Genomic DNA, 23,377 nt, shown 5'->3' with positions numbered 1-23,377 from the left:
ATCAGAGCGCACAACCGTCCAGGCCACAGGCCTGGAACGCGCCGTCTTGCGGGCCGGAACCGGCGCCCAGTGAGGTTTTCAGCCAGTGGGCGAAAGCCTCGGGTTTGCCCAGCCAGGGGCTGATATCGAGCAACTGATAGCGGCCATCCCGCTCCAGCACCAGGGTCGGGAAACCCTGACCGCCGACTTTGGCCAGCAGCGCGCGGCTGGTCTTTATGTGTTCATCCAGCTCAGTGGCGGTAACCCGATCCAGCGCCGCGGCGAATGCCTCGACAGCCAAGCCCAGGTCCTGCGCCAGTTCCAGCAGGACTTCGCGATCGGCAATCCGCCGGCCTTCCAGGTAATGGGCGGTCTGCAGGCGTCCCAGCAATTGCAGTCCGCGTCCATCCAGGGCCTCGGCCGCCAGTACCGCGGCAATCGGCGGCGCCGAATCGAACACCGCCGAATGGTCGCGCAGCAAGCCTTCGAAATAGGCCTGGCCGAAAGGCTGCCCGGTGTACTCGGCGATACGCCGGTCATGGGGCATGACGTAATCGCGCAGCTGTGGCGACACCGGCTGGCGGTTGCGGCCGGTCATCATGCCGCCCCCATGGGCCTGCACCGGCAACACGGCCAGGGCCGCCTGCACCAGCGGCTTGGCGCCGTAGCACCAGCCGCACAACGGGTCATAGATGTAGTGAAGGGTGGCCGAGGACATGGGGGGACTCCAACAGGGTCTTGAGTATTCGATGGCACGCAGACTATGCCCCGGGCGCCAGGGGAAAAACCTCGAAATGGTTTTTAGTCTGTTGCGCGAACCGGACGAATCCCTCTGTTTGGTCCGTGTATGTGGGCAGATACGGCAGCGACACAATTAGAAACAATAGAGCCGGGGAACTACTAGATAATAATTAACGTTAGCAAATAGCACGCATTACCATTTGCATCCTTCGACTCACCTTGCTTTCGGATGCGCTCCAGATGCCTGCCCATTTCCGCCTTACGCCCCTGTCCCTGGGACTCTGCACCCTGCTGACCGCCGGTTTTGCCTGCGCCGCCAGCACCGCCCTGCCAACCACCTCCATCAGCGCCGAAGCCGAGGCCGATCCCGACGATCCCCGAGTCAAGGAAGTCAGTACCGCCACCCGCACCGCCACCGCTGCGCGCTATGTGCCCCAGGCCATCGACACGATCAAGACCGCCAACGTCCTGGACTACGGCGTCAATGACCTGGGCCGCGCCCTGAGCGGCATACCCAACGTCAGCAGCGGCTCGGACACGCGCTTCGACAGCCTGCGGATCCGCGGCTTCGACGCCAGCAACGACTTCTATCTGGATGGCATCCGCGACGACAGCCAGTACGTGCGCGACCTGCACAACATCGAGCGCATCGAAGTGCTCAAGGGCCCGGCGGCGGTGCTCTATGGCCGTGGCAGCCAGGGCGGTATCGTCAATCGGGTGAGTAAGCTGCCGGAGTTCGGCCGCCGTTCCAGCGTCGAAGTCCAGGGCGGTAGCCAGGACCTGCGCAGCCTGTACGCCGACCTCAGTGCCGATCCGACAGAGAACCTCAGCCTGCGCCTGAACCTGGGCAACCAGGACCAGAACAGTTTCCGCGACGGCGTCAGTGGCAATCGCCAGCTGTTCGCACCGTCCATGAGCTGGCAACTCACCCCGGAGCTGAACTGGCTGGTGCAATACGAGTACAGCCGCTACAACCGCACCCCGGACCGCGGCATCACCAGCCTCAACGGGCGCCCGGCGGACGTCGGCCGCGACACCACCTACGGCGACCACCGCGACTACATCGATGACAAGTCCCAGTCCCTGCGCTCCAAACTGAGCTACGAACTGAGCGACAGCTGGCAGCTGCGCCACACCTTGGGGGTGTTCAAGCTCGACAGCGATTTCGACAACACCTACCAGACCGGCTACAACGCCAGCACCGGCAAGGTGCAGCGCCAACGCTGGCAGCAAGACCTGAAGACCCGCAACATCTACAACAACAGCGAGCTGGAAGGTCGTTTCGACACCTTTGGCCTGGAACACCGCCTGCTCACTGGCCTGGAATTCGGCAGCCAGCGCCGCGACCCGATCCTCTACAACGCCGCCACCTCGGGGCCCGGCAGCCAGGCAGTGCCCGCCGTGGACCTGTACAACCCCAATCCGTACCAGAGCCATACCGGGCGCATGCAGGTTTCCAGCAACAACCACACCGAAGTGGAAAGCCGGGCGCTCTACGTGCAGGACCAACTGCGCCTCAACGAGCAATGGCAACTGCTGGCCGGCCTGCGCTACGACAACTTCGATGTCGAGACCACCAACCGCCGCACCGGGGTTTCCGATAGCCGCAACAGTCACAGCGTCAGCCCGCGCCTGGGGGTGGTCTGGACGCCGCTGGAGCACCACTCGTTCTATGCCTCGTGGAGCAAGTCGTTCGCGCCGGTGGGTGGCGGCCTGATCGGCATCACCCCGAACGCCGCCGGCAACGGCAACGACCTGAGCCCGGAACTGACCCGGCAGAAGGAAGTCGGGGTCAAGAGCGACTGGCTGGGCGAACGCCTGAGCACCACCCTGGCGGTGTATGAGCTGGAACTCTACAACCGTCGTACCACCGACCCGCTGGACCGCAACATCATCCTCATGACCGGCCTGCAACGCTCCCGGGGTGTCGAGCTGACCGCCAGCGGCAAGCTCGTCGGCAACTGGTACCTGCGTGGCGGCATCGGCCTGCAGGACGCGGTAGTGGTCAAGGACAACAACGGCTTCGAAGACAAGCGGGTGAACAACGTGGCCAAGCGCAATGGCAGCCTGTTCATCACCTGGAAACCGGAACTGGGCTGGTACGCCGAAACCGGCCTGACCCTGGTGGGCGACCGTTACGCCGACAGCAGCAACACCGTGGTGCTGCCGGGCTACGGCCGCTGGGACGCCCTGGCCGGCTACCGGCACAAGGACTGGGACGTGCGCGCGGCGCTGAACAACATCGCCGACCGCGAGTACTACAGCTCGGCCACCAGCGCCTATCAGATCCAGCCGGGAGATCCGCGCAGCTTGGTGGTCACTGGCAACTACCGCTTCTAAAACGCCCAGCCAAAAAAAAGCGCTGCCATCCCGGCAGCGCTTTTTACAATCCGTCGTTTTCTATCCTTTGACCACATCCCACAGTGCCTGCAGTTCCGCCTCGCTGAGCAATCCAGCGGGGTAACGCTCAACGATGATCCGGCGCGGATCAGGTTCCCTGATCTGACGCGTTCCATTGGACTTCAACCATTGCGCCAGAGCCTGCAGCGACTCGTTACTCATTGCCAAGGGATGGGACGTCCGCTCGCTGACCATGTTCATTCCAGCGCTCTCTCCTGGTATCTGAGCGGCCTAACTTATCCAAGGTTTATGACAGAACAACAAATGTTCCACATGTCTCAGAATCACCACAAAGCAGATACAAGAGCTATGCCAATGTGTCGGATGGGCCGATATACGGCCATGAAAAAGCCCGCAACCCATCTGGGCTGCGGGCTCGCTGAAATGCCTCAGGAGCGATGCAACGAACGGCCTTGCACAGTCACTGTTACAACGGCACTCAAATTCGCTGTGGCGCAGGCTGTTGTTGGGTAAGGCAATGGATATTGCCGCCCCCCAGTAACAGTTCGCGCCCCGGCACCATCACCACTTCATGCTCGGGGAACAGCGCCTGGAGGATGGACTTGGCCTGAGCATCCATCGGGTCGTCAAAACTCGGCGCAATGATCCCGCCATTGACGATCAGGAAGTTCACATAGGAACCGGCCAGGCGCACGGAGGGATTGCGCTCCTGACTGCCCTGCACCGCATCGACACCGGCGCATTCCTCTTCGGTGGCATACAAGGGGCCGGGAATCGGCATCTTGTGCACCTTGAAGGTGCGGCCCTTGGCGTCGAGGGTGTTTTCCAGCACCTGCATGGCTGCCCGGCAACGTGGATAGTTGGGGTCCTGGGGGTCGTCGGTCCAGGCCAGCAACACTTCACCCGGACGCACGTAGCAGCAGAAGTTATCCACATGACCGTCGGTTTCGTCGTTGTACAGGCCGTCCGGCAGCCAGACGATGCGCTCCACTGACAGATGCTCGCGCAGCACCGCCTCGATCTGCTCGCGGGACAGGTGCGGGTTGCGGTTGTGGTTGAGCAGGCATTCCTCGGTGGTGATCAGCGTGCCTTCGCCGTCGACGTGAATCGAGCCGCCCTCAAGCACGAAGCCCTCGGTGCGGTACTCCTGGCAACGCTCGATTTCCAGCACCTTGCTGGCCACCTGTTCGTCACGGTTCCAAGGCGAATACAAGCCGCCCTCGAAACCGCCCCAGGCATTGAAGCCCCAGTGCACACCGCGCACTTCGCCGCTGTGGTTGATGACGAAAGTCGGACCGGTGTCGCGGACCCAGGCATCGTCACTGGACATTTCCACGACGCGGATATTGGGCACGTCCAGGCGCGCCCGGGCGTTTTCATACTGGGCCGCGGACACCGCCACGGTCACCGGTTCAAAGCGCGCGATGGCCTTGGCCACCGCGGCGTGGGCGGCCTGGGCCGGCTTGCCGCCCAGGCGCCAGTTGTCCGGGCGCTCGGGCCAGATCATCCAGGTCTGGGTCTGGGTCGCCCATTCGGCCGGCATGTAGAAACCGTCGGCGCGCGGCGTGCTGTGCAAAGTGCTCATAGTGTTCAGGACTCCAGGGAACCGTCGAGGGTTTTCAGCGCGCCATAGAGGTTCGGACGACGGTCACGGAAACTGCCCCAGGCGCTGCGGATGTGTTCGAGCTCGTCGAGGTCGAAGCGGTGCACAAGGATACCTTCTTCAGTTTGGTTGAGCTCCTGAACCTTCTCGCCGAACTGATTGGCGATGAAGGACGAACCGTAGAAGGTGATGTCGTAGCCGTCCTGCTCTTCGTTGCCGATGCGGTTGCTGGCAATCAGCGGCATCAGGTTGGCCCCGGCATGGCCCTGCTGCACACGCTGCCAGTGATCGCGGGAGGAAATGCTGCTGTCGTGGGGCTCGCTGCCGATGGCGGTGGGATAGAACAGCAGCTCCGCGCCTTGCAGGGCCATGCTGCGGGCGCACTCGGGGAACCACTGGTCCCAGCAGATGCCCACGCCGATTTTCGCGTAGCGGGTGTTCCACACCTTGAAGCCGGTATCGCCCGGGTTGAAGTAGTACTTCTCGTGGTAGCCGGGGCCGTCCGGGATATGGCTTTTCCGATAAATCCCCAGGTTGCTGCCGTCGGCATCGATGATCGCGATGCTGTTGAAGCGCGCCCGCCCGGCCAGCTCGTAGAAGCTGATGGGCAGCACCACTTGCAGCTCCCGGGCGACCTTCTGGAAGTGCGCGATGGCGACGTTGCTGTCCACCGTGGTGGCCAGTTGCAGATAGTCCGGGTTGGGCTTCTGGCAGAAGTACGGGGCCTCGAACAGCTCCTGGATGAGGATGATCTGCGCGCCCTTGGCGGCGGCTTCGCGGACCAGTTTTTCGGCGGTTTCGAGGTTGGCCTCAAGGTCCCAGGAACAGGCCATCTGGGTAGCGGCGACGGTAACGATACGGCTCATGGAACAACTCCAGGGCAATGGACGCGGTCGATGACAACGGATAGGAAAAGGACGGGGCACGACAAGGTCGCGCCTGACGACGGTCACTTTATATCCGATAAATATCGACTTAAAAAGCCATATAAATCTTGAACGTGAAAAATATCCGACAAAACACAGATAATAATCGAGTAATAATAAACACATTCGCCGGCAAGCCGGCTCCTACTGAGGCGTGTAGGAGCCGGCTTGCCGGCGAATGGAGCTGAACGCAAGCGAACGACGAGCCCCTACAGATCCTCGCCCAGCACCTTGTCCAGCATGTCGACGAAGAAATCCACGCTCTGGCGCGTGGTGACCATCGGCGGCTTGATCTTGAGGATGTTCAAGTGATCGCCGGTGGGTTGCATGAAGATCCCCAGTTCCCGCAGGCGATCGCACAGCAGGGTGGTTTCCTCGGTGGCCGGCTCCAGGGTCTGGTGATTGCGGATCAGCTCCAGCCCCAGGTAGAAACCGGAACCGTGCACCGCCCCCACCAGCGGATGCCGCTCCTTGAGCGCTTCCAGGCGTTGCTTGAAGTGTTCACCCACCACCCGGGCGTTCTCCCAGAGCCCCTCCTCCTGCATCACATCCAGCACCGCGAGGCCGATGCGGCAACTGACCGGGCTGCCGCCGGATGAGGAAAAGAAATAGCCTTCGGCCTCCAGCGCCTCGGCGATCTCGCGCCGGGTGATCACTGCGCCCAGAGGCTGGCCGTTGCCCATGCCCTTGGCCATGGTGATGATGTCCGGCACCACGCCCTGCTCTTCAAAGCCCCAGAAGAACTGGCCCATGCGCCCGTAACCCACCTGGACCTCATCGGCGATGCACACCCCGCCCCGGGCCCGGACCCGTTCGTAGACGGCCTGCAGATAGCCCGGCGGCAGGGAGATGCCCCCCGCGTTGCCATACACCGGTTCGCAGATGAAGCCAGCCAACTGACGGTTCTGCTGCTCCAGCTTGTGCAACTGCTGGTCGACGCTGCGCAGGTACTGCGGTGTGCTGTCCGCGCCGCGGAACTCGCCGCGATAGGTATTAGGCGCCGTCACCGGGTGCACCCAGTCCGGGCGACTGGTGAGGGCCTGGGGGTTGTCGGCGATGGAGGTGGACACCGCATCGGCCGCCACCGACCAGCCGTGATAGGCCTCCAGCACGCTGAGCATGTCGCGCCCGCCGCTGTAGGCCCAGGCCAGGCGGATCGCCAGGTCATTGGCCTCGGTGCCGCTGTTGACCAGGAACACCCGGTCCATGGAGTCCGGCGCCAGGGCCAGCAGGCGCTCGGAGAATTCGGCGATCGCCGCATAGTGAAAACGCGAGTTGGTATTGAGCAGCGACCATTGACGCGCCGCCACGGCCGCCATGCGTGGGTGGCCATGGCCGAGCACCGCGACGTTGTTGAGCATGTCCAGGTAGGAACGCCCCTGCATGTCGATCAGGTGATTGCGCCAGCCGCGCTCGATCCGCGGCGGGTCGACGTAGTAGTGCTTCTGCGAGCGCGCAAAGCTGGCATCGCGGCGTTCCAGCAGGGTCTGTGGATCCAGCTCCGGTTCGGCATCGCAGGCCAGCCCCAGCAGCGCCGCCGGCGAGGGGCACAGGGCTTGCCAGGCCGGGGCCCGGGACGGACTGCAAAACAGTGGCGGGTCCAGTTCGGCCCCCCGGCACAGCTGGACCCTGAGCCGACCATCGGCCGCCACTGCGCCCAGCACCTGGCCCTTGACCAGGGCCGCGCCCGGGTGCAGGGAGGGCTCGACACCCCACAGATGCACGCTCAGGGTCGGGCCATCGAGGCGCAACAGGCCCTGCTCGCCACGGTGCAGGACCCCGGCGAACGGCGCTTCCACCGCGGTGCCCGCCGGTACTTGCAGTTGCACGTGCAGGGCGCAGGTGGAGGGCTCCTCGGCACTGTCGGGACGGGTTTGCGACAGGCGGTACTGGCCATAACGGCTGGCGGCCAGGCCATGGGCGGCGCCGGCTTCGGCCAGCAGCCGATCATCGATCCCCGGTTGCTCCCAGTTGCCCGCTTCGAAGTGCGGACTGAGCACGCCCAGGTCGATCAGGGCAAACTCGCGGCCCACCAGGCTCGGCAACAACGGGGCGAAACCCTCGCTACCGATGGCTGGCAGCGACTGGCCGACGGCGCTGAGGATGGCCGCTTCCATGAACTCGAAAGACACGGAACTGGCCACCCGGAAAATTTCCCACTCATGGGCCAGGTTCGCGCGGGAATAGTCGTTGCCCGGATCGATGCTGACCTGCTGCTCGCCACTGAGCACCAGCACGGCGGCACGCGCCACGATCAAAGGCCAGAGCGCCAGCAGCTCCGCCCGTTGCAAGGGATTGACCTGGTGATAGGCCTGGATCGCCGCAAGGATGCGCAGCGGATCGCCCTCGGCGTGATGCAGCAGTGCCGCGCAGGTCACCGACAGATCGGTGATGCGCCAGGTGCGGATCAGGTCGCCAAAATCGATCACCCCCTGCAACTGCCAGTGACGCAGGGCATCGCGCTGCCAGACCACGTTGTCATCGGTGATATCCATATGGATCGCCTGCACCGGCAACTGCGCCAGCAAAGGTTGCAGCCGTCGCTCGGCTCGCTGTGCGCTGTCGGCAATCAAGGCCCGTTGCTGCGGGTCGCGGATCACCGGCAACAGATGCCCGATCAGCGCCTGGGCATGCCGCGCATCCCACTGCAGGGTGCGCTCCAGGCCCGGGTGCTGGAAGTCCGCCAGGGCCAGGTCCATCTGCCCGCAGAGCCGACCCAGGCCCGCCACCAGCTCCACGCTCAGGTGCGGCAGGTGGGTCAGGGAGCGCCCTTCTATATAGTCCAGCAGACGGACGTGCAGCGCTTGCCCGGCTATCTCCAGGGACAGCAGGTCCGCACCGTTCTTCGCCGGAATCACCCTCGGCACTCGCAGCTCGGGATGTTGCTGCAGATGCTTGAGAGCCGCGTGCTGCGCCTGCAACTCCAGGACCGAATAGTCGCCGCGACAGATCTTCAGGACAAAGCGCCCCTGGGGACAGTCGAGGTGATAGTTGAGGTCCTGCTGGCTGCCCAGGGACTGCAGAGTCCCCTGCAGGCCGTAATGGGTTTCCAGCAGGTCCAGCGCTTGCTGCGCGCTAACCTGGGGACTGGGCAGACTGGCACGGTGGATCAAGGTGGCGAGCAACATACAACGACCCCTGGAATTGTTATCGGCCGCTTATATCGCCATTGCGCAAGGCGTTGTGCAAGCCAAAAAACGGGGAAACAGACAGTAACCGTCCCAGCCCCAAATCTTCACTTTGCGAAATTTCCGACCGCTTGCGGTGAAATCGGCTGATGGTGCCTATTGCACCTCAGACGCCATGTCGACAAGCTATGCTGCTTTTTTGCAGCAAATGACCGTTTTCAAGGACACAGGCCCTCCAACATGCGCATTCTCGTCACCGGCGGAGCCGGATTTATCGGTTCGGCACTGGTCCGCCATCTGATCCAGCACACGGAACACGAAGTGCTGAACCTGGACAAGCTGACCTACGCAGGCAACCTGGAATCGCTGCAGAGCATCGCCAGCAACAGCCGCTATGAGTTCGTCAAGGCAGACATCGTCGACCAGGCTACCGTCAGCGCCGTGCTTGCACGTTTCCAGCCCCAGGCGATCATGCACCTGGCAGCGGAGTCCCATGTCGACCGCTCCATCGACGGGCCATCGGACTTCATCCAGACCAATATCGTCGGCACCTACAGCCTGCTGGAAGCGACCCGCGCCTACTGGCAAGGCCTGCCCGAAGCGCAAAGGCAGGCCTTCCGCTTCCACCATATTTCCACCGACGAGGTCTACGGCGACCTGCATGGCGTCGATGACCTGTTCAGCGAAACCACGCCCTACGCCCCCAGCTCGCCCTACTCCGCCAGCAAGGCCGCGTCCGACCATCTGGTCCGCGCCTGGCAGCGCACCTACGGGCTGCCGGTGCTGATCACCAACTGCTCCAACAACTACGGCCCGTTCCACTTCCCCGAGAAGCTGATCCCGCTGGTGATCCTCAACGCCCTGGCCGGCAAGCCCCTGCCGGTGTATGGCAACGGCCTGCAGGTTCGCGACTGGCTGTACGTCGAGGATCACGCCCGGGCCCTGTTCAAGGTGGTGACCGAGGGTGTGGTCGGCGAGACCTACAACATCGGCGGCCATAACGAGCAGAAGAATATCGACGTGGTGCGCGGCATCTGCAGCCTGCTGGAAGAGCTGGCCCCGCAAAAACCCCAGGGCGTCGCGCACTACGCCGACCTGATCACCTTCGTCCAGGATCGTCCTGGCCACGACCTGCGTTACGCCATTGATGCCGGCAAGATCGAGCGGGACCTGGGCTGGGTACCGGAAGAAACCTTCACCAGCGGCCTGCGCAAGACCGTGCAGTGGTACCTGGACAACCTCGAGTGGTGCCGCCGGGTACAGGACGGCAGCTACCAGGGCGAACGCCTGGGTTCCACCGACATCAAGGATCTGATTGCATGATCAAAGGCATTGTTCTGGCGGGCGGCTCCGGCACCCGTCTGCACCCCATCACCCTCGGCGTTTCCAAGCAGCTGCTGCCGATCTACGACAAGCCGATGATCTACTACCCGATCTCGGTGCTGATGCTGGCCGGCATCCGGGACATCCTGATCATCTCCACCCCCCAGGACCTGCCGCAGTATCGCAATCTGCTGGGCGATGGCAGCCAGTTCGGGGTGCGCTTCAGCTACGCCGAGCAGCCTTCGCCGGATGGCCTGGCCCAGGCGTTCCTGATCGGCGAGGCGTTCATCGGCAATGACCCGGTGTGCCTGATCCTCGGTGACAACATTTTTCACGGCCAGTACTTCGGCGAACAACTGCGCGATGCCGCCAAGCGCAGCTCAGGGGCCACGGTGTTCGGCTACTGGGTCAAGGACCCGGAACGTTTCGGCGTCATCGATTTCGACAGCGAAGGCCACGCCCTGTCCATCGAGGAGAAACCCAAGAAGCCAAAATCCAGCTACGCCGTCACCGGCCTGTATTTCTACGACAACGACGTGGTGCAGATCGCCAAGGCGGTCAAGCCTTCGCCCCGTGGCGAACTGGAGATCACCGACGTCAACAACGCCTACCTCAAACGTGGCGACCTGCATGTGGAGCGCTTCGGCCGGGGCTTCGCCTGGCTCGACACCGGCACCCACGACAGCTTGCTGGAAGCCTCGCAGTACGTGCAGACCATCGAGCACCGCCAGGGCCTGAAAGTCGCCTGCCTGGAAGAAATCGCCTACGAGAACCACTGGATCAGCCGCGAGCACCTGCTGGAGCGCGCCGCCTATTTCGGCAAGACCGGCTATGGCCAGTACCTGTTCACTCTGGCAGGGGAGTCGCAATGAAGGTAATCCCCACCGACCTGCCCGGCGTGCTGATCATCGAGCCCAAGGTCTTTGGCGACGAGCGCGGCTTTTTCTACGAGAGCTTCAATGCCAGAGCCTTTGAAGAGGCCACTGGGGTTCGCGTGCAATTCGTCCAGGACAATCACTCCCGCTCGCAAAAAGGCGTGCTGCGCGGCCTGCACTATCAGTTGCAGAACACCCAGGGAAAACTGGTGCGCGTGACCCAGGGCGAAGTGCTCGACGTCGCGGTCGACATCCGTCGCAGTTCCCCCCACTTCGGCCAATGGGTCGCGGTGCGGCTGTCGGCACAGAACCATCGCCAGCTCTGGGTGCCGGAAGGCTTTGCCCATGGTTTCGTGGTGCTCAGCGACTTCGCCGAGTTCCTCTACAAGACCACTGATTACTACACCCCGTCCGCCGAGCGCAGCATCCGCTGGGACGACCCGACGCTCGCCATCGACTGGCAGCTCACCGAGCCGCCGCAACTGTCCGCCAAGGATCAGGCAGGTACCTTGCTGGCAGAGGCTGAAGTCTTCCCATGACCACCCCCTTGAAAATCCTCATCAGCGGCCGGCACGGCCAGGTCTCCCGGGAGCTGCAGCAGCGACTCGGCGACCTGGGCGAGCTGGTGGTACTGGGCCGCGAGCAGCTGGACCTGAGCCACCCGGAACAGATCCGCCAGCAAGTCCGAGCCGTGCGGCCGGACCTGATCATCAACGCGGCCGCCCACACCGCTGTCGATCAGGCCGAAAGCGAGCCGGAGCTGGCCTTTGCAATCAACGCCAGGGCCCCCGGGATCTTCGCCGAGGAGGCCAAGGCTCTGGGCGTGCCGCTGATCCACTATTCCACCGACTACGTGTTCGACGGGCGCAAGGACACGCCCTATGTGGAGGACGACGAGCCCAATCCACTGGGGGTCTACGGCCAGAGCAAACTGGCCGGCGAGCGGGCGATTCTTCAGGTTCAGGGGCAGCACCTGATCCTGCGCACCAGCTGGGTCTATGCCAGCCATGGCAAGAACTTCCTGCTGACCATGCAGCGCCTGTTGCAGGAGCGCCCCGAGCTGCGGGTGGTGGCCGACCAGATCGGCGCGCCGACCTGGGCCGGGAGCATCGCCAACAGCACTCGGGCCCTGATCGAACGCTGGCTGGCCGGCAGGCCGGGCGCCTGGGGCACCTACCATCTGACTGCCCAGGGCGAGACTTCCTGGTTCGGTTTCGCCCAGGCCATCGGCGAGCAATTGCTGGCCAACGGCAAGCCCTGCGCCGTGCTGCAAGCCATCCCCGCCAGCGCCTACCCGACGCCGGCCCCGCGGCCGTCGAATTCGCGCCTGGACTGCAGCCGCCTGGCGCGGGAATGGGGCGTGACCCAGCCTGACTGGCACAGCGCACTGCGCGAGTGTCTTGCCGAGCAGGGCTAGGCATAATGCGCCTGTATCCACAGGCGCCATTTCCATGACCGCACCCCTTCCCCGTCGTCCCCGCTGGCGCAGCCTGGCCTTGCTGGCCCTGTGCCTGGCGCCGTTGCTGTGGCCGCTGGAGCACTTGGCCGAACGCTACTACCGCAACGAGCTGACCAGTCAGAATCGCCAGACCCTCGATCTGTACGTGGCCAACCTGCTGGGCACCCTGCACCGCTACGAAGTGCTGCCGCAGATTCTCGGCGACCTGCCGGCCCTGCGTGCCGTGCTGGGCGCGCCCGACGACGGCGTGACCCAGGGCAACGCCAACCGCCTGCTGAAAAACATCAGCGCCCAGACCGGGGCCGAAGTCATGTACCTGATGGACGCCAGCGGCAAGACCCTGGCGGCCTCCAACTGGGACAAGCGCGACAGCTTCGTCGGCCGCAATTTCGCCTTCCGCCCGTATTTCAGCGAAGCCATGGCCGGTCGCCTCGGACGCTTCTTCGGCCTGGGCACCACCTCAGCCAAACGCGGCTACTTTTTCGCCGCCGCGGTGCGCGATGGCGAGCGGATTCTCGGCGTGCTGGTGGTCAAGGTCGACCTGGACCACACCGAAAGCCTCTGGGGACGGACCCCGGAACAATTGCTGCTGACCGACCACAATGGCGTGGTGATCATCACTTCGCGCCCCGAATGGCGCTTTCGCGCGACCCGCCCTTTGAGCGACGAAGAACGCCAGGCGATCGTCGCCATCCAGCCCTACCCGACCCAGGATCCGCGCCCGCTGAACCTCAATCCCGATGCCTGGCTGACCCAGACCCAGCCGATCGAGGAAACCCATTGGAGTGTCAGCATCCTCGCTCCGCGTACCCTGATCGATCGCCCGGTGCGCACCGTGGTGGCGGTCGGCGCCGCGGCGCTGCTGGCGCTGATGCTGCTGCTGGGGCTGATGATGCAGCGCCGCCGCCATTATCTGGAACGGATCGCCTTCGAAGCCAAGGCCCGGCGTGAACTGGAAATGCGCGTGGCCGAACGTACCAGCGACCTGGAAAGCCTCAACCGGCGCCTGAAACAGGAAGTGCTGGAGCGTGAAACCGCCCAGCAGGAACTGGTGCGCGCCCAGGACGATCTGGTCCAGGCCGGCAAGCTCTCGGCCCTGGGCACCATGTCGGCGAGCATCAGCCACGAACTCAACCAACCCCTGGCGGCGATCCGCAGCTACGCGGAAAACGCCGAGGTGCTGCTGGACCATCAGCGCACCGACGATGCCCGGGGCAATCTCAAGCTGATCAGCGAACTGACCGGGCGCATGGCCTCGATCATCGCCCACCTGCGGGCCTTCGCCCGACGCGATCATCACGCCCCGGAGAGCGTGGCCCTGCAGCCGGCGCTGGATGACGCCCTGGCCCTGCTGGCCAAGCGTCGCCGGGCCATGGAAGTGGAACTGATCCGCGACCTGCCGGCCGCCACCCTGTGGGTCGAGGCCGGGGAAACCCGCTTGCGCCAGGTGCTGGGCAACCTGCTGGCCAACGCCCTGGACGCCCTGACCGAAAAAGGCCCGCCACGTAAACTCTGGCTGAGTGCCGAATCCACCGCCACGGGCGTCAACCTGTACATCCGCGACAACGGTCCCGGTTTCTGCATGGAAGCCCTGGGACGCGCCGGGGAGCCGTTCTACACCACCAAGACACGGACCCAGGGCCTGGGCCTGGGGCTGGCGATCTGCGACACCCTGATGCGCGCCTTCGGCGGCGAGCTGTCGTTCGCCAATCACCGCGAAGGCGGCGCCCTGATCACCCTGCGCCTGCGCGCCGGCGCCCCCGGAGTCAGCCTGCAGCCCTCCGAGGACCGCGGAGTATGACGCGCAGCGGCAATCACCTGGCAACCACGCCCGGCCCGGCGTTGCCGGCCACGACACGACCTGGAAAGTGAGCGATGACCCGTCCCGACAGCCTCGACCCTCAGTTGCAAGTGGTGTTGATCGACGACGATCCGCACCTGCGCCAGGCCCTGAGCCAGACCCTGGACCTGGCCGGGCTCAAGGTGCTGTCCCTGGCCGAGGCCCAGGGACTGGCGCCGCGCCTGGAGCGGGACTGGCCGGGGGTGGTGGTCAGCGACATCCGCATGCCCGGCATGGATGGACTGGAGCTGCTCAACCAGCTGCACGCCCAGGATCCGGAACTGCCGGTGCTGCTGATCACCGGACACGGAGATGTGCCCCTGGCAGTGCAGGCGATGCGCGCCGGCGCCTATGACTTTCTGGAAAAGCCCTTCGCCAGCGACGCCCTGCTGGACAGCGTGCGCCGCGCCCTGGACTGGCGGCGATTGGTCCTGGACAACCGCAGCCTGCGCCTGGCCCTCAGCGATCGCCAGGAGCTCAGTGCGCGGCTGGTGGGCCAGTCGGCGCCGATGCTGCGCCTGCGCCAGCAGATCGGCGCCCTGGCGGCGACCCGCGCCGATGTGCTGATCCTCGGCGAAACCGGCGCCGGCAAGGAAGTGGTGGCCCGCGCCCTGCACGACCTTTCCGGGCGGCGCAACGGGCCGTTCGTGGCGATCAATGCCGGAGCCCTGGCCGAGTCGGTGGTGGAAAGCGAGCTGTTCGGCCATGAACCCGGGGCCTTTACCGGCGCGCAGAAGCGCCGCATCGGCAAGTTCGAATTCGCCAACGGCGGCACCCTGTTCCTCGATGAAATCGAAAGCATGAGCCTGGATGTCCAGGTCAAGCTGCTGCGCCTGCTCCAGGAGCGGGTGGTCGAGCGCCTGGGCGGCAACCAGCAGATTCCCCTGGATATCCGCATCATCGCCGCCACCAAGGAAGACCTGCGCCTGGCCGCGGACCAGGGACGCTTTCGCGCCGACCTCTACTACCGCCTGAACGTCGCCCCCTTGCGCATTCCGCCACTGCGCGAACGCGGCGAGGACGTACTGATGCTGTTCCAGCATTTTGCCGACGAGGCCAGTACCCGCCACGGCCTGCCGCTCCAGGAGCTGCAGCCCGGGCATCGTGCCCTGCTGTTGCGACACCCTTGGCCGGGCAACGTGCGCGAGCTGCAAAACGCCGCCGAGCGCTTTGCCCTGGGCCTGGAACTGGCCCTGGACAACAACGAACCAGAACATGGCGCCGTCGCCGCCCCGCCCCTGATCAGTGGCGGCTTGAGCGAGCAGGTGGAGCACTTCGAAAAGAGCCTGATCGCCGCCGAAATGGCCCAGCCCCACAGCTCCCTGCGAAGCCTTGCCGAAGCCCTGGGCATTCCGCGCAAGACCCTGCACGACAAGCTGCGCAAACACGGCCTGAGCTTCGCCGACAGCGGTGCCAGCCAGCCCGGCGATGAGTCCGAATGAACCGCACCATCCACCCTTCCACCCTTGAGGCCCGTGCATGAACCGCGACAGTCGATACCTGGAATCCATCCTCCACCACGACATTCCCCTGACCCGGGACATGGGCCTGAAGGTACTCGACTGGCAGGCGCAACAACTGCGCCTGCAACTGCCGCTGGAGGCCAACGTCAACCACAAGAGCACCATGTTCGGTGGCAGCCTGTATTGCGGCGCGGTACTGGCCGGTTGGGGCTGGCTGCATTTGCGGCTCAAGGAAGAAGGGATTGAGGACGGGCATATCGTCATCCAGGAAGGCCAGATCAGCTACCCGCTGCCGGTCACCGGCGATGCCGTGGCCATCTGCCCGGCACCGGAAGACAAGGTCTGGAAGAAATTCCTTGCGACGTACCAGCGTTACGGCCGCGCCCGCCTGACCTTGCACACCCGAGTGGTCAACGCCGGCAGCGAAGAAGACGCCGTGCGCTTTGCCGGGCAGTACGTCCTGCACCGCTGACCCGTTTCGGAACCAGCTCAACTCTGTAGGAGCCGGCTTGCCAGCGAAGAGGCCGGAAATTCTTGCACAGGGCTCAAGGGCCCCTTCGCCGGCAAGCCGGCTCCTACACAAAAGGTGGCAGAGGCAAGTCGCCGTGGGGCGATCAGGCGCGGGCCAGCTCCAGCAGTTTGCCGCGCCACGCCGCCTTGGCCGGTAGCGCCAGGAAGAAGCTGTTGAGCAACGACTCCCGGGGGGGATAGCAGAACGGCGCACCGGCAAGATCCAGCACTTCGCCACCCGCCCCTTCGAGCACGCCCTGGGCCGCCGCGGTGTCCCATTGGGAAGTGGGCGCCAGGCGCGGATAACAGTCGGCCGCGCCTTCGGCCAGCAGGCAGAATTTCAGCGAACTGCCGATATTGGCCAATTGCAATTCACCCAGGGCCGCGCTCAAGCCACCCAGCAGACGCTCCTGCTCAGGACTCGAATGGCGCCGGCTGGCCACCACGGTAAAGGCCTCGCCAACACCTGGCTGCTCACGCACCCGGATCGCCTGCGGCGCCTGCCCCTGATCCACGCGCCAGGCGCCAAGGCCCGCGCCCCCCAGATAGCAACGGCCATTGGTGGGCATCGATACCACGCCAAACACCACCCGCCCCTGTTCGATCAGGGCGATGTTGACGGTGAACTCTTCACTGCCGGAGATGAACTCCTTGGTGCCGTCCAGCGGGTCCACCAGCCACCAGCGCTGCCAGCCGGCGCGGATGTCCTGGGGGATGTCGGCATCCTCCTCGGAGAGCACCGGGATGCTGGGGTCCAGGGCCCTGAGGCCAGCGACGATCAAGTGATGGGCCGCAAGGTCCGCGGCGGTCACCGGCGACTCGTCCGCCTTGTGATTGACCGCCACCTCGGCGCGCCAGAACGGCAGGATCGCCTCGCCAGCGTGCAAGGCCAGCTCGGCCACCGGCGCCAATAAAGGATGGGGAAAATTCATCGAAGTCATGCTCATGCTGGAAAGGCTCCGCGCTGGCTCAGCAGGTCGCGGGTCAGGTACAGCGCGGCCAGGGCCCGGCCTTCGCTGAACTGAGGATTTTGCGCCAGGCTGGCCAGCTCGCGCAGGTTGATCTTGTCGACCCGCATCGGCTCCGGCTCATCGCCCTCCAGGCGCTCTTCATACAAGTCGGTGGCCAATACCACCTGGATCTTCTGGCTCATGTAGCCCGGGGACAACGACAGCTCGGTCAGATGCTCCAGTTGCCGCGCGCCAAACCCGGCTTCTTCCTTGAGTTCACGCTCGGCCGCTGCCAGCACATCTTCCCCCGGCTCGATCAGGCCCTTGGGCAGTGACAGCTCGTAGGCGTCGGTGCCGCCGCAATACTCCTCCACCAGCACCGCATGCTCGGCGTCGAGCATGGCCACGATCATCACCGCGCCATAACCCGCCCCCTTGCCCACCAGGCGCTCATAAGTGCGCTCCACGCCATTGGAAAACCGCAACTGCACCTCTTCGACACAGAACAGACGACTGGTGGCGACGATCTCGCGGGCGAGTACAGTGGGTTTCTGGCGCATAGCGGGCTCCTTGGCGATAGCGGGTTACTATACAGGCTGTTTTCTTACCGCTGGAGAAGTGTTCAATGGCCCTGCTGCCCTGGTGCGATATCGATACCGTCCTGCTGGACATGGACGGCACCCTGCTGGATCTGCACTACGACAACCACTTCTGGATGGAACACTTGCCCCAGCGTTACGCCGAGTTGCATGGGGTCAGCCGGGCCATGGCCGAGCTTGAGCTGCAACCGCTGTTCGAACGCAATGCCGGTCAGTTGCAGTGGTATTGCCTGGACTTCTGGAGCGCCGAACTGAAGCTCCCGGTACGCGAGCTGAAGCTGGAAACGGCCCACCTGATTGCCCTGCGTCCGGATGCCGACACCTTTCTCGCCGCCATCAAGAACGCCGGCAAGCGGGTGATCCTGATCACCAACGCCCATCGTGATTCCCTGTCCCTGAAGCTGGAACGAATCGAGCTGGCGCCTTACTTCGAGCGTCTGATCAGCTCCCACGACTACGGGTTCCCCAAGGAAAATCCACAGTTCTGGGATGCGCTGCGGGCCGATATCCAGTTCGACCCGGCCCGCAGCCTGTTCATCGACGACACCTTGCCCATCCTGCGCAGTGCGCGGGATTTCGGTGTGGCGCAGTTGCTGGCGGTCAGCCGGCCGGACAGTCGCAAAGGACCAAAGGACACCGCGGAGTTCGCGGCGCTGGAGGATTACCGGGCGTTGATCGAAGGGCTGTGAGGCCCTTCACGGGCAAGCCCGCTCCTGCGCCCGGCAACGGCTCGATGGGTTACTCGGGAATGCGCAGCACCTGGCCCGGATAGATCTTGTCCGGGTGGGACAGCAGCGGTTTGTTGGCCTCGAAAATCTTGTGGTACTGGTTGGCGTCGCCGTATTGCACCTTGGCAATGGCGCTCAGGGTATCGCCCTTCTTCACGGTGACGAACACGGCGGACACCAGCACCGGGCCGGTCACGCTGATCTGGTCCTCGACACTGCCGACTCCGGCGATGTTGCCCAGGGCCAGGAGGATTTTTTCCTTTTCTTCCTGGCTCGCCACTTCACCGCTGACGATCACCTTGTCGCCTTCCACCGTGGCATGGACATTGGGATTGCCCAGGCCGACCTTTTCAATGTGCTCCTTGAGTTGCTCGCTGGCATTGGTGTTACCCGGGGTCAACAGGTCGATCAGTTTCTCGCCCGCTTCCTTCACAAAGCTGAAAATGCTCATGTCGCACGCTCCTTGGTTGATAGATCCAGACGCGAAAGACTAGACCAGCCCCGGACCATGAGGTTCCCGGACGACGAGTGACCCAGGCCCGCGCCTACAGGGTAGAATCCCGGCCTTTTGCCGCGCCGGAGCGACGATGGACCTCAAGCAGCTGAAATTCCTCATCGCCCTCGACGAAACCCGCCACTTCGGCCAGGCCGCCGCGCGCTGCCACATCACCCAGCCGACCCTGTCGATGCGCTTGCGCAGCCTGGAGGAAGAACTCGACCTGCCCCTGGTCAACCGTGGCCAGCGCTTCGAAGGCTTCACCGCCCCCGGCGAGCGGGTCCTGGCCTGGGCCCGCAGCGTGATGACCGCCTATGACGGCCTGCTGGCCGAAGCCGCAGCCTGCCGCGGCAGTCTGGTGGGCACCCTGCGTCTGGGGGTGGTGCCGCTGTCGAGCTTCGATCCGCTGCCGCTGCTGCAGCACCTGCACGCCGAACACCCGAACCTGCGCTTTGAACTCTCGTCCCTGAGCTCGGAGCAGATCCTCGAACAGCTGGCGAGCAATCGCCTGGACCTCGGCGTGTCCTACCTGGAGCGCCTGGACAGCGAGCTCTTCGACTCCCTGCCCCTGGAACCCACCCACATGGGCCTGCTCTATGACCAGCGGCATTTCAGCTTCGGCGAACACCCCCTGAGCTGGGAGTCGCTGATCGAACTGCCCCTGGGCCTGCTCACCAGCGGCATGCACTTTCGCCAGTCCATCGACCATCACTTCCACATTCGCGGCCTGCAGCCACAGCCACTGCTGCAGACCGACGCGGTCCATCAGCTGCTGCGCCTGGTCCACGGCGGCCTGTGTTGCGCGGTGATGCCCCTGGACAGCGGTCTGGAGATCCTCACCGAGCACCTACGGCTGCAGCCGATCGCCGACGCCCAGACCCTGGCCCGCCTGGGCCTGATCATGCGCCGCAGCGCGCCACGCTCGGCCCTGGCACAAGCCTGCTTCGATCTCTACCGGCAATCCTTCCCCGGCCCTTGATCGACGCCATCTATCAATAGATCAGTACTAGCAATTAGACGCGACACAATGCCGCGCTTAGTCTTGGGACCCGATGGCCGCCGGCCCCTCACCCATGCCAGCCCCGGCAACTCCCGCACCCGCACTCGACGCCAGCCAGACCCACTGCATCCTTGAGCGCCCGTTAGCGGATGACACCAGCCAGGCCGCGCAATGGCCGCGTCATCACTGCCTCAACCCTGCCCACCTGCCGCAGAACCGTGCGCCGCGGGTCCACAGCCCCGCGTTGGAGAATCCCCAGTGAGTACACACCACCAAGCCGATCAGACCCCCGTAGCCCGCTACAAGCCCTACAAGGGCCCGGCCGGTGGCTGGGGCGCCCTGATCAGCGTGGCCCAGGCCTGGCTGACCAGCGACAACGCCCTGAAGAACATCCGCATGATGCTCAAGACCAACCAGAACGGCGGCTTCGACTGCCCGGGCTGCGCCTGGGGCGACTCGCCGGAAAGCGGCATGGTCAAGTTCTGCGAGAACGGCGCCAAGGCGGTGAACTGGGAAGCCACCAAGCGCCGGGTGGACGCGGCCTTCTTCGCCAAGCACAGCGTCACCTCCCTGCTGGAACAAAGCGACTACTGGCTGGAGTACCAGGGCCGGCTGACCGAGCCGATGCGCTACGACGCCGACACCGACCGCTACCGGCCCATTAGTTGGGAAAACGCCTTCAACCTGATCGCCCAGCACCTGCACAACCTGCCCAGCCCGAATATGGCCGAGTTCTATACCTCGGGCCGGGCCAGCAACGAAGCGGCGTACCTGTATCAGCTGTTCGTCCGCGCCTACGGCACCAACAACTTCCCCGACTGCTCGAACATGTGCCACGAGGCCAGCGGCGTGGCCCTGGCGCAAAGCGTCGGAGTCGGCAAGGGCACCGTGACCTTCGACGACTTCGAACACGCGGACGCGATCTTCGTCTGGGGCCAGAACCCCGGCACCAACCACCCGCGGATGCTCGAACCGCTGCGTGAAGCGGTGAAGCGCGGCGCCCAGGTGGTCTGCATCAACCCGTTGAAAGAGCGCGGCCTGGAACGTTTCCAGCACCCGCAGAACCCGCTCGAAATGCTCACCAACGGCAACCGCCCGACCAACACCGCCTACTTCCGCCCGGCCCTGGGCGGCGACATGGCGCTGCTGCGGGGCATGGCCAAGTTCCTCCTGCAGTGGGAACGCGATGCGCAGAAAGCCGGCGCAGAATCGGTGTTCGACCACGACTTCCTCAACGCCCACACCGCCCATGTGCTGGATTACCTGGGCACCCTCGACGACACCCCGTGGGAGCAGATTGTCGAGCAGTCCGGCCTGACCCTGGTGGAGATCGAGCAGGCGGCGCGCATGTACGCCAAGGGCAAGAACGTGATCATGTGCTGGGCCATGGGCATCACCCAGCACCGCCACTCGGTGCCGACCATCCAGGAAATCGCCAACCTGATGCTGCTGCGCGGCAACATCGGCAAGCCCGGTGCCGGCCTGTGCCCGGTGCGTGGCCACAGCAACGTGCAGGGCGACCGCACCATGGGCATCAACGAACGCCCGCCAGTGGCCTTCCTTGACGCCCTGGAGCGGCGCTTCCAGTTCAAGGTACCGCGGGACAATGGCCACAACGTGGTCGAGGCGATCCACGCCATGCTCGAAGGCCGCTCCAGGGTGTTCATCGGCCTGGGCGGCAACTTCGCCCAAGCCACTCCGGACAGCCCGCGAACCTTCCAGGCCCTGAGCAACTGCGACCTCACCGTGCAGATCAGCACCAAGCTCAACCGCAGCCACCTGGCCCACGGCAAGGACGCGCTGATCCTGCCGTGCCTGGGCCGCACCGACATCGACCAGCAGGCCGGCGGCCCGCAAGCGGTGACCGTGGAAGACTCCTTCAGCATGGTTCACGCCTCCAATGGCCAGTTGCAGCCACTGTCATCGCAGATGCGCTCCGAGCCGTGGATCATTGCCGGTATCGCTGCCGCGACCCTGGGCAGCCAGCCGGTGAACTGGAACTGGCTGGCGGCGGATTACGGGCGCATCCGCGACCTGATCGCCGACACCATTCCCGGCTTCAAGGACTTCAATGAACGGCTCAAGCATCCGGGCGGTTTCTACCTGGGCAACAGCGCCGGTTCGCGCCAGTGGAACACCCCTTCGGGTCGGGCCAACTTCCGCGCCAACCTGCTGCCCAAGGACCTGATCCACGAACGCACCCGGGCCACCGGTCAACTGCCGGACCTGATCCTGCAATCGATGCGCTCCCACGACCAGTACAACACCACCATCTACGGCCTCGATGACCGCTACCGCGGGGTCAAGGGCCAGCGCGACGTGCTGTTCGCCAATGAAGCGGACATCATCCGCCTGGGCTTCAAGCCGGGGCAGAAAGCCGACATCGTTTCCCTGTGGGATGACGGCCGCGAGCGTCGGGTCAAGGGCTTCACCCTGCTGGCCTTCGACATTCCAGCCGGCCAGGCCGCAGCCTACTACCCGGAAGTGAACCCACTGGTGCCCCTGGAAAGCACCGGCGACGGCAGCCATACACCGACCTCGAAGTTCATCGCCATCCGCCTGGAGGCGGCCAGCGACAATGGTCTGATCATGGCTCGCTCGGCCTGATTCCTGCCTTGAGGGCCTCTTCGCTGGCAAGCCAGCTCCTACGGTTAGCGCGTGAATCGCAGGAGGCGGCTTGCCGGCGACAGCCCCTCCCCGCGCCTGAACCGCAGGCACAAAAAAGGCCGCTTTGCTAACAAAGCGGCCATTCCGAAGTAGTTAAAGACCTGCGAAATCCACTTAAGTTCCGTAATAAAAACAGTAAGTTACGAGATTGTGTACAACTCGTGCTATTCGTCGGATTTCGTTTGTCAGCATCGCGGTACAGCCTCAGGATCGCGCCGTCATCCCTTTGAGGCTCCTGTATGAAGTTCTCCTCGATTCTCTTGTTGTCCCTTGGCCTGGTCAGCGGCGTCGCCTCTGCCGGTGGCACCGTTGAAGCCGGTGTGGGCGGCGCATTGGGCGGGGTTCTAGGCTCGGTGGTCGGTCAGCAGATCGGCGGCAACACCGGTTCGGCCATTGGTGCGGCCCTGGGCGGCGCCGGCGGCAGCGCAGTGGGTGCGGACAAACGCAGCCGTGGCCAGGCGGCCATTGGCGGCGCCCTGGGCGCAGCCGGCGGCAACGTGGTGGGCCGCAGCATGGGCGGCAATTCCGGCAGCCTGATCGGTGCCGCTGCAGGCGGTGGCGCCGGCGGTGCACTGGGCAACTACATGGGTAACGAAAGCGCCCGGGAAGATCGCGACTACCGTGGCCGCGACGACCGCCGCTACTACCGCGACGGCCACCGTGGCCGTGGCCATGCCTACGGGCATCGCAAACACCATCACTATCGCGACTGACCCAGCGCCCTGTAGC

General features: G+C 64.6%; 20 protein-coding genes. 12 read left to right on the top strand and 8 right to left on the bottom strand.

Translation table 11 applies throughout. The features are described from left to right. Position 1: 1 nt before the first annotated feature. Positions 2-697: a DsbA family protein gene (locus POS17_RS01575; RefSeq protein WP_060837067.1), complete on the bottom strand. Its 696-nt coding sequence runs from the start codon at positions 695-697 to the stop codon at positions 2-4. A gap of 263 nt (positions 698-960) precedes the next feature. On the opposite strand from POS17_RS01575, the gene POS17_RS01570 reads away from it, so the two are divergent. Next, positions 961-3,060 carry a TonB-dependent receptor gene (locus tag POS17_RS01570; RefSeq protein ID WP_060837066.1) on the top strand — a complete coding sequence of 700 codons (2,100 nt, stop codon included), beginning with the start codon at positions 961-963 and terminating at the stop codon, positions 3,058-3,060. A gap of 60 nt (positions 3,061-3,120) precedes the next feature. Here the strand turns inward: POS17_RS01570 and POS17_RS01565 are convergent, their stop codons facing one another. The 4 genes from POS17_RS01565 to POS17_RS01550 all read right to left on the bottom strand — a co-directional run bounded on the left by POS17_RS01565 (position 3,121) and on the right by POS17_RS01550 (position 8,738). Next, a complete protein-coding gene (locus POS17_RS01565) occupies positions 3,121-3,321 on the bottom strand; it encodes a hypothetical protein (RefSeq protein ID WP_016963613.1) in 201 nt (66 codons plus the stop codon). A gap of 238 nt (positions 3,322-3,559) precedes the next feature. Beyond that, complete coding sequence (aguA, locus tag POS17_RS01560; RefSeq protein WP_060837065.1) at positions 3,560-4,666, bottom strand: agmatine deiminase; 1,107 nt, start codon at positions 4,664-4,666, stop codon at positions 3,560-3,562. Between the two features lie 5 nt (positions 4,667-4,671). Beyond that, complete coding sequence (gene aguB, locus POS17_RS01555; protein ID WP_016963615.1) at positions 4,672-5,550, bottom strand: N-carbamoylputrescine amidase; 879 nt, start codon at positions 5,548-5,550, stop codon at positions 4,672-4,674. Between the two features lie 269 nt (positions 5,551-5,819). After that, entirely contained in the window at positions 5,820-8,738 is a 2,919-nt protein-coding gene (locus POS17_RS01550) for an aminotransferase (RefSeq protein ID WP_060837064.1), read from the bottom strand. A 240-nt stretch (positions 8,739-8,978) separates the two neighbouring features. On the opposite strand from POS17_RS01550, the gene rfbB reads away from it, so the two are divergent. The 7 genes from rfbB (at position 8,979) to POS17_RS01515 (ending at position 16,170) form a co-directional block, all read left to right on the top strand. Further along, complete coding sequence (gene rfbB / locus POS17_RS01545) at positions 8,979-10,061, top strand: dTDP-glucose 4,6-dehydratase (protein WP_060837063.1); 1,083 nt, start codon at positions 8,979-8,981, stop codon at positions 10,059-10,061. Beyond that, entirely contained in the window at positions 10,058-10,933 is an 876-nt protein-coding gene (gene rfbA, locus POS17_RS01540) for a glucose-1-phosphate thymidylyltransferase RfbA (protein ID WP_060837062.1), read from the top strand. The genes rfbB and rfbA overlap by 4 nt, the downstream gene beginning before the upstream one ends. Next, positions 10,930-11,475, top strand: coding sequence for a dTDP-4-dehydrorhamnose 3,5-epimerase (gene rfbC / locus POS17_RS01535; protein WP_060837061.1), 546 nt, complete (start codon positions 10,930-10,932; stop codon positions 11,473-11,475). The genes rfbA and rfbC overlap by 4 nt, the downstream gene beginning before the upstream one ends. After that, complete coding sequence (gene rfbD, locus POS17_RS01530) at positions 11,472-12,353, top strand: dTDP-4-dehydrorhamnose reductase (RefSeq protein ID WP_060837060.1); 882 nt, start codon at positions 11,472-11,474, stop codon at positions 12,351-12,353. The genes rfbC and rfbD overlap by 4 nt, the downstream gene beginning before the upstream one ends. 34 nt (positions 12,354-12,387) lie before the next feature. Further along, positions 12,388-14,196, top strand: a complete 1,809-nt coding sequence (locus POS17_RS01525; RefSeq protein WP_060837059.1) for a sensor histidine kinase — start codon at positions 12,388-12,390, stop codon at positions 14,194-14,196. A 74-nt stretch (positions 14,197-14,270) separates the two neighbouring features. Next, positions 14,271-15,677: a sigma-54-dependent transcriptional regulator gene (locus POS17_RS01520; protein ID WP_060837058.1), complete on the top strand. Its 1,407-nt coding sequence runs from the start codon at positions 14,271-14,273 to the stop codon at positions 15,675-15,677. A 37-nt stretch (positions 15,678-15,714) separates the two neighbouring features. After that, positions 15,715-16,170 (top strand): YiiD C-terminal domain-containing protein, encoded by a 456-nt coding sequence (locus tag POS17_RS01515; protein ID WP_060837057.1) that lies wholly within the window; start codon positions 15,715-15,717, stop codon positions 16,168-16,170. Positions 16,171-16,312: 142 nt separating this feature from the next. Here POS17_RS01515 and cysQ read toward each other — a convergent pair whose 3' ends face one another. Continuing rightward, on the bottom strand, positions 16,313-17,140 hold the full coding sequence (cysQ, locus tag POS17_RS01510; RefSeq protein WP_060837056.1) for a 3'(2'),5'-bisphosphate nucleotidase CysQ: 828 nt from the start codon (positions 17,138-17,140) through the stop codon (positions 16,313-16,315). A gap of 11 nt (positions 17,141-17,151) precedes the next feature. Next, on the bottom strand, positions 17,152-17,718 hold the full coding sequence (gene nudE / locus POS17_RS01505) for an ADP compounds hydrolase NudE (RefSeq protein WP_060837055.1): 567 nt from the start codon (positions 17,716-17,718) through the stop codon (positions 17,152-17,154). A 65-nt stretch (positions 17,719-17,783) separates the two neighbouring features. Between nudE and yrfG the strand changes: the two genes are divergently transcribed. Beyond that, positions 17,784-18,446, top strand: coding sequence for a GMP/IMP nucleotidase (yrfG, locus tag POS17_RS01500; RefSeq protein WP_060837054.1), 663 nt, complete (start codon positions 17,784-17,786; stop codon positions 18,444-18,446). Positions 18,447-18,495: 49 nt separating this feature from the next. Here yrfG and lysM read toward each other — a convergent pair whose 3' ends face one another. Further along, the gene (lysM, locus tag POS17_RS01495) at positions 18,496-18,936 is read right to left on the bottom strand and encodes a peptidoglycan-binding protein LysM (RefSeq protein WP_060837053.1); all 441 of its coding nucleotides are present in this window, start codon (positions 18,934-18,936) and stop codon (positions 18,496-18,498) included. Between the two features lie 136 nt (positions 18,937-19,072). Between lysM and POS17_RS01490 the strand changes: the two genes are divergently transcribed. The 3 genes from POS17_RS01490 (at position 19,073) to POS17_RS01480 (ending at position 23,361) form a co-directional block, all read left to right on the top strand. Continuing rightward, on the top strand, positions 19,073-19,960 hold the full coding sequence (locus tag POS17_RS01490) for a LysR family transcriptional regulator (RefSeq protein WP_060837052.1): 888 nt from the start codon (positions 19,073-19,075) through the stop codon (positions 19,958-19,960). 279 nt (positions 19,961-20,239) lie between these two features. Then, positions 20,240-22,588, top strand: a complete 2,349-nt coding sequence (locus POS17_RS01485) for an FdhF/YdeP family oxidoreductase (RefSeq protein WP_060837051.1) — start codon at positions 20,240-20,242, stop codon at positions 22,586-22,588. Positions 22,589-22,887: 299 nt separating this feature from the next. After that, the gene (locus POS17_RS01480; RefSeq protein WP_060837050.1) at positions 22,888-23,361 is read left to right on the top strand and encodes a YMGG-like glycine zipper-containing protein; all 474 of its coding nucleotides are present in this window, start codon (positions 22,888-22,890) and stop codon (positions 23,359-23,361) included. Positions 23,362-23,377: the final 16 nt, after the last annotated feature.

Source organism: Pseudomonas sp. Os17 (genome assembly GCF_001547895.1).
GTDB lineage: Bacteria > Pseudomonadota > Gammaproteobacteria > Pseudomonadales > Pseudomonadaceae > Aquipseudomonas.
This window is presented reverse-complemented; position numbering and strand designations above follow the sequence as displayed.